This is a genomic window from Arthrobacter sp. Br18, from assembly GCF_000520555.1.
GTDB lineage: Bacteria > Actinomycetota > Actinomycetes > Actinomycetales > Micrococcaceae > Arthrobacter_D.
In genome coordinates, this window is sequence record NZ_AZSA01000237.1 from 1 (window position 1) to 15,186 (window position 15,186).

At 62.9% G+C, this 15,186-nt stretch carries 20 protein-coding genes; 11 read left to right on the plus strand and 9 right to left on the minus strand.

Annotation, left to right across the window (positions count from 1 at the left end):
• Nucleotides 1-159: 159 nt before the first annotated feature.
• Nucleotides 160-342 carry a hypothetical protein gene (locus tag Y704_RS0100950; protein ID WP_026548742.1) on the minus strand — a complete coding sequence of 61 codons (183 nt, stop codon included), beginning with the start codon at nucleotides 340-342 and terminating at the stop codon, nucleotides 160-162.
• Between the two features lie 328 nt (nucleotides 343-670).
• On the opposite strand from Y704_RS0100950, the gene Y704_RS17965 reads away from it, so the two are divergent.
• A complete protein-coding gene (locus tag Y704_RS17965; RefSeq protein WP_051476567.1) occupies nucleotides 671-1,273 on the plus strand; it encodes a recombinase family protein in 603 nt (200 codons plus the stop codon).
• A 447-nt stretch (nucleotides 1,274-1,720) separates the two neighbouring features.
• On the opposite strand, the gene Y704_RS0100960 is transcribed toward Y704_RS17965, so the two are convergent.
• The 5 genes from Y704_RS0100960 to merA form a co-directional block, all read right to left on the minus strand.
• Nucleotides 1,721-2,110 (minus strand): heavy metal-responsive transcriptional regulator, encoded by a 390-nt coding sequence (locus Y704_RS0100960; RefSeq protein ID WP_026548743.1) that lies wholly within the window; start codon nucleotides 2,108-2,110, stop codon nucleotides 1,721-1,723.
• Nucleotides 2,111-2,247: 137 nt separating this feature from the next.
• Entirely contained in the window at nucleotides 2,248-3,636 is a 1,389-nt protein-coding gene (locus tag Y704_RS0100965) for an FAD-dependent oxidoreductase (protein WP_026548744.1), read from the minus strand.
• 228 nt (nucleotides 3,637-3,864) lie between these two features.
• On the minus strand, nucleotides 3,865-5,232 hold the full coding sequence (locus Y704_RS0100970; protein ID WP_026548745.1) for a dihydrolipoyl dehydrogenase family protein: 1,368 nt from the start codon (nucleotides 5,230-5,232) through the stop codon (nucleotides 3,865-3,867).
• Nucleotides 5,233-5,347: 115 nt separating this feature from the next.
• Nucleotides 5,348-6,013: an organomercurial lyase MerB gene (merB, locus tag Y704_RS0100975; RefSeq protein WP_026548746.1), complete on the minus strand. Its 666-nt coding sequence runs from the start codon at nucleotides 6,011-6,013 to the stop codon at nucleotides 5,348-5,350.
• Nucleotides 6,014-6,060: 47 nt separating this feature from the next.
• Nucleotides 6,061-7,497: a mercury(II) reductase gene (gene merA / locus Y704_RS0100980; RefSeq protein WP_026548747.1), complete on the minus strand. Its 1,437-nt coding sequence runs from the start codon at nucleotides 7,495-7,497 to the stop codon at nucleotides 6,061-6,063.
• Nucleotides 7,498-8,152: 655 nt separating this feature from the next.
• Between merA and Y704_RS22500 the strand changes: the two genes are divergently transcribed.
• The 8 genes from Y704_RS22500 (at nucleotide 8,153) to Y704_RS25615 (ending at nucleotide 13,558) form a co-directional block, all read left to right on the plus strand.
• Nucleotides 8,153-9,202 (plus strand): YncE family protein, encoded by a 1,050-nt coding sequence (locus Y704_RS22500; RefSeq protein ID WP_162149339.1) that lies wholly within the window; start codon nucleotides 8,153-8,155, stop codon nucleotides 9,200-9,202.
• A gap of 225 nt (nucleotides 9,203-9,427) precedes the next feature.
• Complete coding sequence (locus tag Y704_RS0100990) at nucleotides 9,428-9,928, plus strand: Chromate resistance protein ChrB (RefSeq protein WP_026548749.1); 501 nt, start codon at nucleotides 9,428-9,430, stop codon at nucleotides 9,926-9,928.
• A complete protein-coding gene (locus Y704_RS0100995; protein ID WP_026548750.1) occupies nucleotides 9,925-10,356 on the plus strand; it encodes a chromate resistance protein ChrB domain-containing protein in 432 nt (143 codons plus the stop codon). The genes Y704_RS0100990 and Y704_RS0100995 overlap by 4 nt, the downstream gene beginning before the upstream one ends.
• A complete protein-coding gene (gene chrA / locus Y704_RS0101000) occupies nucleotides 10,353-11,711 on the plus strand; it encodes a chromate efflux transporter (RefSeq protein WP_026548751.1) in 1,359 nt (452 codons plus the stop codon). The genes Y704_RS0100995 and chrA overlap by 4 nt, the downstream gene beginning before the upstream one ends.
• Nucleotides 11,712-12,032: 321 nt before the next feature.
• Nucleotides 12,033-12,383, plus strand: coding sequence for a DNA-binding protein (locus tag Y704_RS24960; RefSeq protein ID WP_253904175.1), 351 nt, complete (start codon nucleotides 12,033-12,035; stop codon nucleotides 12,381-12,383).
• A 42-nt stretch (nucleotides 12,384-12,425) separates the two neighbouring features.
• Nucleotides 12,426-12,632: a hypothetical protein gene (locus tag Y704_RS24965; protein ID WP_253904176.1), complete on the plus strand. Its 207-nt coding sequence runs from the start codon at nucleotides 12,426-12,428 to the stop codon at nucleotides 12,630-12,632.
• A gap of 260 nt (nucleotides 12,633-12,892) precedes the next feature.
• Nucleotides 12,893-13,081 (plus strand): ParB family protein, encoded by a 189-nt coding sequence (locus Y704_RS24250; RefSeq protein ID WP_164467736.1) that lies wholly within the window; start codon nucleotides 12,893-12,895, stop codon nucleotides 13,079-13,081.
• Between the two features lie 123 nt (nucleotides 13,082-13,204).
• Nucleotides 13,205-13,558 carry an excisionase family DNA-binding protein gene (locus tag Y704_RS25615; protein ID WP_081747327.1) on the plus strand — a complete coding sequence of 118 codons (354 nt, stop codon included), beginning with the start codon at nucleotides 13,205-13,207 and terminating at the stop codon, nucleotides 13,556-13,558.
• Here Y704_RS25615 and Y704_RS24255 read toward each other — a convergent pair.
• Nucleotides 13,453-13,770 (minus strand): hypothetical protein, encoded by a 318-nt coding sequence (locus Y704_RS24255; protein ID WP_162149338.1) that lies wholly within the window; start codon nucleotides 13,768-13,770, stop codon nucleotides 13,453-13,455. The two genes, Y704_RS25615 and Y704_RS24255, sit on opposite strands and share 106 nt — an antisense overlap.
• 33 nt (nucleotides 13,771-13,803) lie before the next feature.
• A complete protein-coding gene (locus Y704_RS17985) occupies nucleotides 13,804-14,052 on the minus strand; it encodes a hypothetical protein (protein WP_051476568.1) in 249 nt (82 codons plus the stop codon).
• 190 nt (nucleotides 14,053-14,242) lie between these two features.
• Between Y704_RS17985 and fdxA the strand changes: the two genes are divergently transcribed.
• Entirely contained in the window at nucleotides 14,243-14,566 is a 324-nt protein-coding gene (gene fdxA / locus Y704_RS0101025; RefSeq protein ID WP_026548754.1) for a ferredoxin, read from the plus strand.
• 7 nt (nucleotides 14,567-14,573) lie between these two features.
• Here fdxA and Y704_RS0101030 read toward each other — a convergent pair whose 3' ends face one another.
• Nucleotides 14,574-14,801, minus strand: coding sequence for a hypothetical protein (locus tag Y704_RS0101030; protein ID WP_026548755.1), 228 nt, complete (start codon nucleotides 14,799-14,801; stop codon nucleotides 14,574-14,576).
• 148 nt (nucleotides 14,802-14,949) lie between these two features.
• On the opposite strand from Y704_RS0101030, the gene Y704_RS24755 reads away from it, so the two are divergent.
• On the plus strand, nucleotides 14,950-15,186 hold a 237-nt coding region (locus Y704_RS24755; protein WP_216698922.1), incomplete at its 3' end, for a hypothetical protein.

Below are 15,186 nucleotides of genomic sequence, written 5' to 3' on the forward strand. Positions count from 1 at the left end.
ACAACACGAAGACGACGATGATCGTAAAGTCAGGCACGATTTGCATGATTTTCCCCAGAAACGACTGATCACAGGATCCTCCGAGCCTAACCCCGGAACCAGGACCAGCCACCAGGAAACGACGAAACTGCCCGCTACAGTGGGCGAACCCCGCAGCTCTCATCGACAACCAGCATCGGAAAGGCCCTCGTAGGATCCGCAGACCTCACTCATCCCAACCAGCTGATCGAGTACCAGGTTGAGCACCTGCCGCGCTTTCAGGTTCCGGCATTCGAGGACCTGCTCGAGGACCGCATCGCAGCAGAGCTGGTTTTCCCACTCGGTGTCGTTGATTTCACGCACACCACCGATGAGGACCGATGGCTCCTCGAGGACTGATAACTACAGCACCCCTCGTACGTTCATGCATGCATACATGCATGAACGTAAGCGCTGGCGAAGTAGGGGTCTGAGGAAGATTGGTACGGAAATCCACGCTCATTGAGTATCGTCACGATCAGATGATCGCCGTCGCGTGATGGGACGTTGTCCATGTCTGGTTGGGGTGTAGGCTAACCGGACGTCAGGACTAGGGTCTAATAGTGTCAGAATAGAGTCCGTTCTGAAGTATCCTGACGTTCGTGGTTCAGGCTCTAGGGGTTCATTCTGACACTTTGTCGTAGGAGGCGCCGTGACTGGTCAGCGTGTTGGGTATGTCAGGGTCAGTAGCCTCGATCAGAACCCCCAGCGTCAGTTGGAGGGCATCGAGTTGGACAAAGTGTTTACTGATAAGGCCTCTGGTAAGGATACGAAGCGCCCGGAACTCGAAAACCTGCTGTTGTTCGTCCGTGAGGGCGACATCCTGGTCGTGCACAGCATGGATCGTCTTGCCCGGAATCTGGATGATCTTCGTGCACTGGTGCAGAAGCTGACCAGGAAGGGCGTGCGCGTTGAATTCCTCAAGGAGAACTTGACCTTCACTGGCACGGATTCCCCGATGGCGAATCTCATGCTCTCGGTGATGGGTGCGTTCGCCGAGTTCGAAAGGGCACTCATTGGTGAACGGCAGCGGGAAGGGATCACTCTGGCCAAGCAGCGCGGGGCGTACCGTGGTCGCAGTAAATCGCTCTCACCCCTGCAGGCAGCCGAGTTGAGGGAGCGAGTCAGGGGCGGGGAACAGAAAACCGGCCTCGCACGGGAATTCGGGATCAGCCGCGAGACCCTCTACCAGTATCTGAAAGCCGAGCGAGTGGGTTCGTCGGAGACCAACCTCGACAATGCAGGCCCCTCTTGACATCCAGCGCAGGCGGCTTGGGTAACTGACAGCAAGAACATGCACGGCAACAAAACCCGCGGGGCTCTTTATAGTCGCATTCTCACCCGTTCACCACGCCAGCGACAGCACCACCTAGAACCGAAAGGTTCACCATCTACAGCTGGCATCCGGACCGGAACCTGCTAAACGTGAATTTCCGTACCGATCCTCCTCAGACCCCTTGTCGGAGGTTTCGTGCTGCTCCACGTGCTGTACTGCGGCCTTCCATTGTTGTTGGCCGCCGGAGTACTGGTTTGGGCCTTCCGGCGGAGGTCCGCCCGAGCCCTTACGAGAGGGGATGACTGCTGCGCCCCAACAACGCAGCCCTACGATCCGGTGCGAGACGGGGCGGAACAATCAATAATTGCTCGATGACTCCCCAGCATCTAAGCGAAGGAGGCATTGCTGGCATTTGAGGGAACCAATTCAGAGGTAGCTGCAGATACGTTCAGCGTTGCACTGATCAGGGTCGCCTGCCGCAGCGGATTCGTAGAACCCGGCAACGGATTCCCTCAGCGCGGTAAGTTCGGCTATCTGTTGGTCCAGTTTTTTTAGGTGCTCGGAAAGCTGGTCCCTCACATGGCCGCACGGCGCGTTACCGGCGTCCCGGATTCGGAGGATGTCGAGGATTTCAGCCAGGGCCAGCCCGGCCACCTGGCTGCGCCGGATGAACTCGATCCTGCTGATGGTCTCCTCCGGATAATCCCGATAGCCGTTGGTGGAACGATCAGCGTAGGGCAGCAGCCCCCGCTCCTCGTAAAACCTCAGTGCCTTGGTCGTTACTCCGGATGCTGCTGCAACTTTACCGATACGCATGATTTATCTCGTTCTGGGAGGACTCCTTAACCTTCCATGATACTGGAGGGTTGAGGGATAATTTAGTTTCGCTTTGCCTTGCTGCTCGATTTCCCAAAGTGGCCGGCCAGTGATCGGAGCACCGCGGGGCTTCCAACTCATCCGAGCTTTGTCCCAGTACGCTCGGCTGCCACTTTCTGCCACGTCTTACGTGCAGCAATCAGGACTGGGTCCCACAGCGGGGAAAAGGGGGGCGCATAGGACAGGTCGATATTGAGCAGTTCCTCAACAGTCATTTCGTGCCAGAGAGCGACTGCGAGGACGTCGATGCGTTTGGCGGCTCCTTCCTCACCGACAATCTGTCCGCCGAGCAGCCGGCCCGTGCCGCGTTCAGCGATGAGCTTGGTGCGGATGGGTTTCGCCCCGGGGTAGTAGCCGGCCCGGGTGGTTGACTCCACAACCTCGGTGATTGGATCGAAGCCGGCTTGGCGCGCCTCGTCTTCTCCAAGCCCGGTCCGAGCGGCTTCAACATCGCAAATCTTGGTGACGGCGGTACCGATCACCCCGGGAAAGGTTGCATAACTGCCCCCGATGTTGATTCCGGCGGTGCGACCCTCCTTGTTGGCGTGGGTACCCAACGCCATCCTCACGTGACGCCGTGCAACCCGGTGAAACTTCTCTACACAGTCCCCGGCCGCCCACACCCCGTCGATTCCGGTGCGCAGTCTCTGGTCCACTGCTATTGCTCCTGTCTCACCCAGGGGTATTCCTGCCTGTGCCGCCAGCGCAGTGTTGGGACGTACCCCAAGACCCAGAATCACCACGTCGGCGGCAAGGGTGGTCTGGTCGGTCACGACGGCGGACACCTTTCCATCCGTGGTTTCAAAGCCAGTCACGGTCTCATTGAGCCGAACATTCATCCCATAACCGAGCATGGCATCGGCAATGAGTATCCCCATGTCGGGATCCAGTCCCGGCAGCGGGGCCTGTCCCCGCCCGACGACGGTTATTTCCACACCCCACGCACACAGCGCTTCGGCCAACTCGAGTCCGATGTATCCGGTGCCGACAATCACGGCCCGCCGTGGCTGTTCCCGCTCCAAGGCGGCCCGGAGAGCGAGCCCTTCATCGAGTGTCTGCACACCATAAATTCCCTCCGCACCGCTTCCGGGCAACAGGGGGCGGACCGGAAGCGCCCCGGTGGCAACCATGAGCTGGTCGAAACCTTCCCAAACATCCGTACCGTTGGATAAGTCACGGACCCGCACGGCCCGCCGGTTCAGATCGATCTCAAGGACCTCATGCTTGACCCGCGCATCAATGTCATGGTTCCGGGAAAACTCCTCAGGTGTTCGGGCAATCAGTGCACCGGCATCAGCCACGTCTTTCCCAATGAAGTACGGGATGCCGCACGCCGAGTAAGAGGTGTGGTTACCGCGCTCGAAGGCAATGATTTCCAGCTCGCTCCCAGGCACCTGGCGGCGCGCCGCAGACGCCGCACTCATCCCTGCTGCATCACCACCGACGACGATCAGACGTTCAACCACGAAATTCCCTTCCATATAACACTGTCATGGCCTTCACCAGGGGGCGACTGCCCCACCCGGGCTGTACGGCAGGCTCTTTGTCACGGACCAAATTACCCTCATCTTGGCTCGGCAGCGGAGGGTTGCACCTCACAGGGTTTCCCTGCACCGACAGTATTCTTCATTTTTTACCATCTGCTGAGCCGGCTCGGGGCAATAGTTGCTTACCAGCAGAGGTGGGGCCTGCTACTAGTGGAGGTCGAGTCTTTCGAGAGCTGCCTGGTAGGCCTCGTGGTATGTGGGGAACTGGGCAACCTGGTCAAGGAGCGTGTCGATGGGCAGCCGTGTACGGATCGCTAGGGAGGCGTAGTGAATCCATTCGCCGGCCATCGGTCCCACCGCCCAGGCTCCGATGAGTACTTTCCCGTCAGCGTCGGCGAGTAATCCCAGGTGCCCGCGGGGGTCCTGTTCGTAGGTCCACGGCCGCGCTATTGCGTTGGCGAGATCGAGTTCAGTCGAAGTGGTGAGGATCCCGCGCTGTTCGGCCTGCTGATGGGTCAGCCCGGCGGCGGCGATTTCGGGATCGGCGAACACCACCCGCGGTATGCCCTCATAGGTGGCTGCATGTGGTCGGCCGAGGATCGCATCCGCTGCGATCCGGCCCTGGTATTTCGCCACATGGGTGAAGGGCATGATGCCGGTGACGTCGCCGATGGCCCACGTGTTGTCGCCGGCCCGGCAGTGTTCATCCACCTGAACCTCCCCGTGATCGCCCAACGTCACCCCGGCGTGTTCAAAGCCGAGTCCTTCGGTGCGCGGCGCGCGGCCGGTGCCGAATACCACGACGTCGGCTGCCACCTCACCGACAGGTTCCCCGTTGCGTGTCTCGAGTTCGATAATGCTGTCGGTGCCCGTGCGTCGTGCCCGGGCAGCGGAGGTGCCGAGCCGGATGTCGATACCGGCTTCCTGCAGGTACTGGTGGGCCAGTTCACCGACCCGGGCGTCTTCCCGGTCGATCAGTCGTTCCCCGCGGTGGACAAGGGTGACTTTGACTCCGAAGCGGGCCAGGAACGTCGCCGTTTCTACGCCCACGGCGCTGCCGCCAATGATAATCGCACGTTCGGGAAGGGTAGTGGCGGTGTAGGTTTCACGGTTGGTCCAGGCTGTGATTTGATCGAGGCCTTCCAGCGGCGGAATCACGGAGTCCGAGCCGGTGGCGATGATGATGTGTTCGGCAGTGATTTCGCGTTCTCCGGCCTGAATCCGCCCTGGTCCGGTGATCCGGGCTTCATCCTTGATCACCACAGCGCCCTCGTCGGCGTACCCGTCAATTTGGGCCTGATCGTTGAGATCGCGGATCATGGAGTCGCGGTACTTGGCGGTTTCCTGCCAGTTCACTTCGGCCCCGGAAACCCCGGCTGCTCGTTGCACCTCGGTACGTGCTTCCGGTGGCCGCAGCACTGTTTTGGACGGGATGCACGCCCAGTAGGCGCATTCCCCGCCGATCAGTTCGCGTTCGAAGACTGCGACTTTCTTTCCGGCTTTGAGCAGGCGGGCCGCGGCGACCTCTCCGCCTGGTCCCATGCCGAGTACGGCAACGTCAAAGTGTTCGCTCATGCTGATCTCCTTCAGATGTGGTTGATCTTTCGGGTCCTTCTCGTGAAGCTCTCATTTCCGCGTCAGTCCGGCTGCGAACCGGGTATTCATCCAGCTGCTGCTGGGGTCCTTATATTCAGCAGGTGCAGGACTGCACTCCGTTCCCGGGATTGTTAGTGGCGTGCACTGTTGTCTGGGCGAGCATTTTTTCTGCCATGGCCGAGCCCAGCGCGTAAGCTTCTTCCACGGGGATCACGGTGCCACCGGGGTGGCTGTCAATCCACGGTTGGGCTTCTTCCGGTGAAGCGAAGAAGTGCACCTGGTTGCAGAAGGACGAGCGCACTGAACTCATGTCATCGGGATTGACCAGTGACACGACAGCGCCAGCTGGTTCGACGCCGGTGACGCCTGCGGGGCCTGCGGTTACCCGGACGGGTGTGCCGGTGGCCTTGTAGGCGGATTCAATCCGAGCCGAGGTTCCCAGAAGCGTAGGGAAGATCAGGGTGTCCAATGCGCACCAGGTATAGAGCTGTTGGCCGTCTACCTCGAAACGGTGGTGGGTAGGGCGCTGGGTCAATCCCTGGCCGATGATCCGGCCGGACTCGTCGTACTCGGTGTCGGCCATGGCCTCCAGCGCGGTGCGGATTTCCTCCAGGGGCCGGCCGGTGGCGGCGGCGAGATCCGCAGTATCGACCGGGTCGCCCTGGGCGAGGAGTTTCAGCAGGGGCAGCCAAAGCCACGGCTGCATGCCGGTTTCGGTGGAGGCAAGCCGGTCGGTCACCTGATCGATGCTGTTTGTCATGGATCCGTTTCCTTCAGTGGTAGTCGGTGTTGGTGTGGGCTGCGGTGTCAGGAGGCGCAGCAGGAGAGCCGTGAGACGTCGGTGTTGAAGGACTGGGCGGTGATTTTGAGGCCTTCGGCCATGGTCAGGTACGGGCTCCACAGGTTCGCGACCTGGTCCACCGTCATCCCGGCCTGCAGGATGTAGACACCAGCCGCGGCGATGTCACCGGCTTCCTTGGCCACAGCAGTGATGCCCATAATCCGTCCGGTCCCGGCTTCCGCGACGATTTTGATGAATCCGCGGGTTTCCCTATTGACCAGGGCACGAGGAACGTATTCCAGGGGCAGCACCCGGCACTCGCACAGAATCCCTGCATCCCTCGCCTGTTTGTCCGTCATTCCCACCGCCGCCAGGGTCGGGCCGGTGAACGTGACTCGGGGCAGATGCCGGTAATCCACTTCACGGCCGGCATTATTGAAAGCGTTCTCGACCATCAGGGTGCCGTGGGAAGCAGCCACGTAAACGAATTCGGGGTGCCCGGTCACATCACCGGCGGCCCAGATCCTTCCGTTGGAGCTCACAAGCGTGTCATCGACCAGGATCTCGCCCTTATCCCCAGTCTTTACGCCCACTCCGTCCAGGTTCAGGCCGTCGGTGACCGGGCGCCGACCGGCGGCGACGAGCAGTTTCGCTGCCCGAATTTCCTCCTGCCCGCCTGCTATCGCTGCCTGGGCCACAATGCCACCATCACCGTCCGTGGTGACAGAGGAAACGGTGGCCCGGCGGAGAACCCTGATGCCTTCGTCGGCGAAAACACCCATCAACGCCCGGGATGCTTCGGGTTCCTCCTGCGATGCCAGACGGGACCGCACCAGCATCGTCACTTTGGAGCCGAGCCGGGCGAAAAGCTGCGCCTGTTCCAGGGCCACATAACCGCCGCCGATGACCAGCAGGGATTCAGGCACCTCATCGAGTTCCATGGCCGTGGTGGAGGTCAGGTAATTCACCCCGTTCAGCCCTTCGATGGGTGGGGCCCACGGCGTCGATCCGGTGGCCACCAGGTAGTGCGCGGCGTGGATCGTCTCCCGGGTTCCGTCCGTGGCGGTCACTTCCAGCACTGGTTCCGCCGCGGTCCCGGCGAACACAGCATTGCCCTGGCGCAGTTCCCACCCGTATTCACCGATCAGGTCCACGTATTTATCCGAGCGCATGTTTTCCACCAGGGAACGCTTACCCCCGATGAGTCCGCCCATGTCCACCGGTTTGGCTGTGGTCGTGATGCCGGGGAACCTGCCCGAATCCAGGGCAGTATGGCGCGCCTCGGCAGCGGCCAACAAGGCCTTCGAGGGAACACACCCGGTGTTCACGCAAGTCCCGCCCACCGTCCCACGCTCTACCATGACAACCCGTTTTCCAAGGTTCGTTGCACGGATAGCGGCGGCGAAAGCGCCACCGCCGGAACCGATGACGGCCAAATCAAAATCCGGTACTGCCTCAGGCATAAAAATCTCCACAAGTCTTCTCTGCAACGCACCGGCGGACCCGGCGGCTGACTATTCGATGAGGTACTAACCCCAGTCTGTACCTTCCCCTTCGGGGGAAGGTCAAGAGTTTGGTGCACTAATGACGGGTGGCCGGCCGCGGTCGACAGTGGACCGTACGGCCCGGCCGTGCTTTATCCGGCGCGAACGATCGATTCCGTACGTGCAATGCAGTGATGAGGTGGTGTGACTGTCGTACCTGGATTGCGCATCCGGACGGGGCTAAATGGCGGGCGACGCCGGGGGCGGAGCGCAGCGGTTGATCGACACGCTGGGATCGCACGCAGAGAAACCCTACGCGGGCCCGCGGTTCGGGCATCGGTGCCGAATGGGGGACTTTTCATCGGGGAACCCAGCTCGTGTCATCGGGGAACCCAGCTCGTGGCGGGCCGACTGGTGCTCCGTATGCCGCGTCCGCAGGGGACAGGGCGTCTGGTGGTGGACGTGTCGGCATGGGCGAGAGCGTGCGGTAGGTGAGTGGCAGTGCCCCTATGCAGCGCTGGACGCCACATACGGGCGGGCGGGTCGACATTGGGTTGTAACCACGGTTACATAGACGTGGTGGATGTCGACTCTTGAGAAGAGGATTGAAGTGCGTTTTCCTTATCGTTCCAAAGTGGCCGCATTGACGGTGTTGACGCCCGGGTGGGTCAGGGTTCGAGCGCGCCTGGAAAACAGGTCAGGGGCGAGTGCGGCCGGGTTGTGGGTGGTCGGGGCGGTGGTGCTCATCGGGCTCACCGCCTGCAGTTCGGCGCAGGAGGTCGATCCGTCCGCCCAGGTAATGGAGTTGCCAGGTGCTGCCGAAGAGATCGACTTCGACGACGTCGTGTACTCCGCTGACCTGGGGCGGGTGGTGGTGCCGGCGCGGGAGAGCGGGGTCTATTTCCTGGCCCCGGATAGTGCTGAGGTGGACCGTGTACCGTATGCGGGCAGCGTGGATTCTGCCGATGTCGGGGGCGGGTTGCTGTTCGTGCTGGACCGCGGGGCGTCACGGATCGACGTGCTGGACCCCGAGGGCGGTCAGGTCCTCTCCTCGGCTGCGGTGTCTGCTCCGGCTGACTACATCCGCTATGTGGCATCGGCCCGGGAACTGTGGGTCAGTGAGCCGGCCCGGGAGGGAATCGAGATCTTCGCCCTGGGCGAGAAAGCCCAGGAGGCACCCCGCCGGGTGGGGTTCGTGTCGGTGCCCGGCGGCCCCGAGGGGCTCACCCTCACCGCAGACGGTGCCGCAGCTTACGCCCACGCTGGGGCGGAGGTCGTGGCCATTGACACCGCGCAACGCTCGCTCACGGCACGGTGGCCCACCGGTTGCGAGGCCACCCACGGGTTCCCCAGGGTCGATGAACGTGATCGGCTCCTGCTGGCCAGCTGTGCCGATCAAGGGAAGGTGACACTGCTGGATCTTGAGGACGGGCGCCAGCTCGGGGACTATGAGGTGGGTGGGGGCGAGTCCCTACCGGCGTACTCCACCGACACCGACCATTTCTACGTCCGCAGCGATCCCGGAACTACGATCGCCACGCTGGCGGCCTCTACCCGGGGCTTGGAGGTGGTGCGGGAGGTGGCGGTACCCGAGGTGGGCCATTGTCTGGGCGCTGACGGCACCGGCCATTACTGGGCCTGCGACGCGGGCTCCGGCCGGGTGTTGCTGTTCAACGACCAATGACCCGTCCCAGCACCTCATCGCGCTCACTGCCCCGGCAGACTCCCGTCACGGGTGCACCTGGTGAGCAGCATCGCGGCCGGTACGGAACGAGATGCAGGCCCAGCGCCGGATCTTGGTTACGAAGCGATCCGGTCCTGCGGGGTTGCTCGTAGATCATTCCCGTCGGCCATCGCGCGCACGGGACCGGATTGCCACCGGCGGTGTAACCATGGTTACATATCCCGTATGTCCGATTCCCAATCCGCCCCCGGTGAGTGGGTGCTGTTGACCTATCGGTTACCGCGGGAGCCCTCGGGTCCACGGTTGGCGTTGTGGCGGCGATTGAAGAAGCTGGGGGCAGCGCAGTTGGCCGATGGGCTGGTCGCGTTGCCTGCTGATGCTCGCACCCGGGAACAGCTGGAGTGGGCGGCCGAGGAGGTCGAGGAAGCCGGCGGCACCGCCGGGGTGTGGTTCGCGCGCCCGGCAACGAAGGCACTGGAGAGTGCGATTTCCGCGCCCATGAACGAGACGCGTGCGGCCGAATACATCGAAATCCTCCATGATGCCCACCAGGCCCGTGAGGCTGGTGAAGCCGACCGAGTCCGGGTTCTGCGGCGGTTGCGGGCGCAGATGCGACGGGTTGAACGCCGTGACTTCTTCCGCCCGCCCCAGTGCGAGCAGGCCCGCCAGGCCTTGCGGGAACTGGCCGAAACGAGCATACAGAATCAGAAGGAGGTCTCATCGTGAGATGGGCGACCCGAGCCGGCGTGCATATCGACCGGGCGGCGTGTGCGTGGTTAATCCGCCGACACCTGGATCCTGATCCGCAGTTCGTGTTCGTGGACGGCCCCGATCAGGTGCCCGCCGACGCCACCGCTTTCGACATGCGCGGGGCGGAGCTGGGCCACCATGGGCCCGACTGCACCTTCGAGACCATTCTGCGTCGCTATGATCTGGTCGACCCGGTGCTGTGGCGCATCGCCGCGATCGTGCACGAGGCCGATCTGGAGGACGAGCTCTACAACGCCCCCGAGGCTGCTGGATTCGACTTGATCCTGCGGGCCCTGTCGGTGGCTCACGATGATGAGACCGTCCTGATGATGACCACCCCGATCTTCGACGCGGTCTATGACTACGTCCGCCATAGCGTCCTCACCGGAAGGGACACGGCGTGAGCACCACACCTCCCATCCACGATGTGGTGCCCCTGCGGGAGGCGACCAAGGTCTGGTTCAAGATCTCCTTGCAGACCTTCGGGGGGCCGGCCGGGCAGATCGCAGTCATGCAACGGACCCTGGTCGATGAACACCGGTGGATCGGGGAACGCCGCTTCCTACACGCCCTGTCCTATTGCATGCTCCTGCCCGGGCCCGAGGCCCAGCAGTTGGCCATCTACATTGGCTGGCTGCTCAACGGCGGCGCCGGTGGGCTGATCGCCGGGACGCTGTTCGTGTTGCCCGGATTCATTGCCTTGCTGGGGCTCTCAGCGATCTATGTCGCCTTCGGTGAAAGCGCCGTCATCACCGCCCTGTTCGTCGGCCTCGCCGCGGCCGTGCTGGCCATCGTTACCCAAGCCGTAATTAAGGTCGCCAAACGCGCCCTGCGGCACTGGTCAATGGTGGTCCTGGCGGTCGCGGCGTTTTTGGCCCTGGCAGTGTTCGGGCTGCCGTTTCCCGCAGTGATCCTCGCAGCCGGACTCACCGGCTGGATCATCGGGCGGCTACGGCCCGAGATCCTGTCCCCACCGGTAAAGGACGCAGCCAAGGACGGCCCGGCCCCCCTGATCTCCGACTACGCCCTGCACCACACCCGTCCGTCATGGCGGCGTGCGGCGGTCATCCTCGGAATCGGCGTGCCGCTGTGGCTGGGCCCGATCGCCGTGGCCTTCGCACTGACCGGCGCCGACAGCATCTACACCCAGCAAGGCCTGTTCTTCTCCGGCACCGCTCTGGTGACCTTCGGCGGGGCCTACGCAGTGCTGGCCTACGTCGCCCAGCAGGCCGTGGAAACCTACGGCTGGCTGGCCCCCGGAGAGATGGTCCGGGGCCTGGCCCTAGCCGAGACCACCCCGGGCCCGCTGATCATGGTCGTGCAGTTCGTGGCCTTCCTCGGCGCCTTCCGGGACCCCGGCACCCTCGACCCATGGACGGCAGCCATGCTGGCATCACTGCTGACCACCTGGGTGACGTTCGTACCCTGTTTCCTGTTCATCTTCCTCGGCGCCCCCCACGTCGAACGCCTGCGCGGCAATAAGTCGCTCTCGGCGGCCCTGACCGGCATCACCGCCGCCGTGGTCGGAGTCATCGCCAACCTCGCCGTCTACTTCGCCGCCCACACCCTCTTCGCCACCACCACCGCCTGGAACTGGGGGCCCGTCCACCTCGACCTCCCCGAAGCCAGCAGCCTCCAACCCGGGGCCCTGCTGCTCACAATCGCCGCGATCGTCATGATCTTCCTGCTGCGATGGAGCGTCCTGCGCACCCTCGGCGTCTGCGCCGCCGCCGGGCTCGCCCTCGGACTTCTAACCTGAAACCGGGCAACCACTGACGCATAACCACACGCGTTCTGCCTCACACTAAAAGGGTCGCAGCAGGACCCCCGCAAACGCTCCAACGGGTCCACCGACGACCGTAAACCATGTCCGAGCCCGCCTACAGCGCCTCCCCGCATGCCGCCATTCAGCACCCAAAATCACACCGGGATTCCAGAGCCCGGCACGGTGCGGTCCATCTGACAATGAACTGCCCTTCTGAATCGACGTATGTCTCGTAGTAGTAGGAGTAGTAGCGTTACTACTCCTACTACTGTAGATTCGGATTTGATCATGGTTCGTTGAGAGAAGGGGTGGGGTGTGGGTTCTGGTGTGAAGGACCGCGTGTACGCGGCGGCGGAGACCATCAGCGCCGAGCGGCGGCCGACGGTGTCCACGGTGCGGGCCGCGGCGGGGGTGAGTAATGCTGATGCCACCCGGTATTTGAAGGAATGGACCGAGGAGAAACTCGCCGCAGGCCAGAGCGTGGCGGTAGCACCGCCGGTGTTGCTGGAGCAGGCCGCCCGGCTCGCTGGTGTGTGCTGGGCTGAAGCTTCCACTCTGGCTGCTGAGCGCCACGTAGCGGTGGAAGCCGCCTGGTCGCAGGAGAGCCGGGATCGGAATGTGGAAGTCGCTGATCTCGTCGCTGACCTGGATCGGGTCACGGCGTAAAAAGACACCGCTGACAAAGAATCCAGCACTCGGATCGCTTCTTTGGAGGAGCAGTTGGTTGGTTTGCGGGCAGTAGTGGGGGAAGCGGAATCCGCCCAGCGGGCCGCGGAACAGCAAGCGGCGGAAGTCACCAGCGAACTCGCTGGCGCCCAGACCCGCAACACCACGCTGCAGGAAGCCTACGAGGCCCTGCTGCAACGCATCAGCCCGGTCCCAGCCTCCCCGGACAACCCCGTGCCCGGGTCTTGAGGAAACCCCGGGATAACGTGCCGTGAAAAGGGGGTGGGGGCCCTGACCCGGTGCGAATAGATGGGGGATCATTCGGACACCGGATCAGGACCTCAACGCAACTCCTGGACAAGAGCGTCCTGAGGGTGCCACCGCAGCATCATTCGAGTAATGAGTAAATGAGTAAATTAGTAATGAGGAGGGGGAGTGGATGAGTAAGCACAAACCCGCGTCTTTCACCCCCTTACTTCACGCAGGAGGACGCCGATCAGGTAAGGGCAGTGTTCCTGGCCGCGGGGCAAGCTGAGGGTTACCGGTCGGTGACGGATCTCATTGAAGCGGCCGTACTGCGCGAGGTGAAGCGCCTGCAACGCAAGCACAATCAGGGCAGGACGTGGGAACCGGTACAACCCCGAGCGCTGCGCCCGGGCCGGCGGACTCTGGCCGAAGAGAAGAACCGGGCCCACTAGATTTCCTCGGTGCAAGGGGGAAGGCAAGAAAACGGGGAGCGGGAGCTGGTGGTGCAGCCTCCGCTCCCACCCCGTTAACCCACCTTCCCTGGATCAGTGCGTGCTGTGGGAGAGGATGAATCCATGAGTGAGATCCCTGGTGCAGACGAAGAGCCCGTCAAGCCGTTACGGTTCCTGACTCTCCGGCAGGTAGCCGAGGAACTCAACACCAAGGAGTCCACCATCCGGGCACTCATTCGCAATGGAGAGCTACCGGCCATCCAGGTGAGTGGACGGGGGCAATGGCGTCTTGGCCGAGTCGATGTTGAGGACTACATCACCGCCGCGTACGCGCGGGCGGCCAAAGACAGTCAGCCGCGGAAATCTCGTGGTCAGTCCGGAGGAACCGGGGTGACGGCGCCCAGCCATACCCAACCTTCGCGCTGGATCATGATCAGGGGTTCGAAGAACCGGATCTTCACGGCCGTCTTCGTGTAGGCGATCGCGTGCGTTTGGATCCTGATGGCTTGGGAGGGGTAGCGGATCCACGCGTACACCCGGCGTGGCTCCGGGAAGTCCGTGGGCCGGGTGTTTTCGATGTCGAGTTCGGCTGCGGTGAGCATGATCAGTTCCTCGCGCATCACGAACTCCTCGATCCGCTGATCCATTAGTCCCGCGTAATATTTCGGGTACCTTTTGCTGCCACCCATGCCCTGACACTGACCCCACCGTCCACCGTCCGGTCAGAAACCAGAGGTGCGGGCGACGCGGCGCAGCCGCCAGTTTTCCCACCGAGGATCTGCGCTGATGTCGAACTCCCGGACCGGGGACGCCGGCCCGGTCTGGGCTTGGAACCGCCAGAACCGGGTGGTGATGATGCTGCCGCGTCCGCCCAGGGCAGTGGCGCCGGGTTCCCACCAGCTGCTCGAGCTGGACCAGGAAACAGGTTCTCCGATGATCTGCCAGATGCTGCCCCGCCAGCGCAGCGCCAAGGGTGTGCCGCTGGGCAGGAAACGGACGGTTGCCGGCTCGTCGAGTACGTGCCAACCCCAGTGTTGCGACGATCGTTATTATTCACCCCGTCACACCGGGGCCACTCCAACCTGTCACAGCCACATCTGATTTGACCACCCGGTTGTAGTAGGCTCGGGGCCTGCCCTGCGTGAAGGGAGTCCTGCCGCTGTGACGTATGTTATCGCTCTTCCCTGCGTCGACGTGAAGGATCGGGCCTGCATCGAAGAATGCCCGGTCGACTGCATCTATGAGGGTGACCGGATGCTCTACATCCACCCGGATGAGTGCGTTGACTGCGATGCCTGTGTGCCTGTGTGCCCGGTCGAGGCGATTTACTACGAAGATGATGTGCCGGAGCAGTGGGCCGACTATTGCAAGGCCAACGTCGAGTTCTTCGACGACATCGGCTCTCCCGGCGGGGCCGCCAAGATGGGCGCATTTGCCAAGGATCACCCCCTGATCGCCGCGCTGCCGCCGCAGGCTATCGTCTAAAGCACCCCTAATCGATCGCGGGGGAGCGCGGCGGCGGGGGTACCTCCTTCGCCGCGACAACCTCGCTGAGGAGGACGGTGACCGGCCCGCGCCTAGTCTCGATGACGTATTGCGTATTGCGTATTGCGTATTGCGTATTTTCGCGCAGGTAGCCGAGCGCATCGGTGAAGCCGCCCTCGATGCGCGAACGAACGACGAGCCGGGTGCCGAGCGGAAAGTCGACGAGCAGGTTCACCAGGCCACCGGTTTGTGATCCTTACGGAAGATGCCGTACAGGTCTTCCCCCACCTCGTCACGCAGGATCGGGTCGTAGACGCGGCTCGCGCTGGCGGGTGGAAACCCTCCTCGGCCAGGCACGCCTTGGTCGGTTGCGGTCGTTCATTGTGGCAGCGACCGGAATTTCCCGGGCGACCCTCTACCGAAACCCCGAACTGCGGACGTTGATCCAGGAATACCGACTCCGTGGTGCTCAAGGACAGACACCCTCCGCACTGACCACCGAGATCGCCCAGGCACGCGCCAGCCTCGAAGCGGTCGCCGACCGCGCCCGGCAACATGAGGAACGACTCCGTCGGCTCGAACGAGTCAACACCACGACTAAGCCTGAATCCACCGGTGGG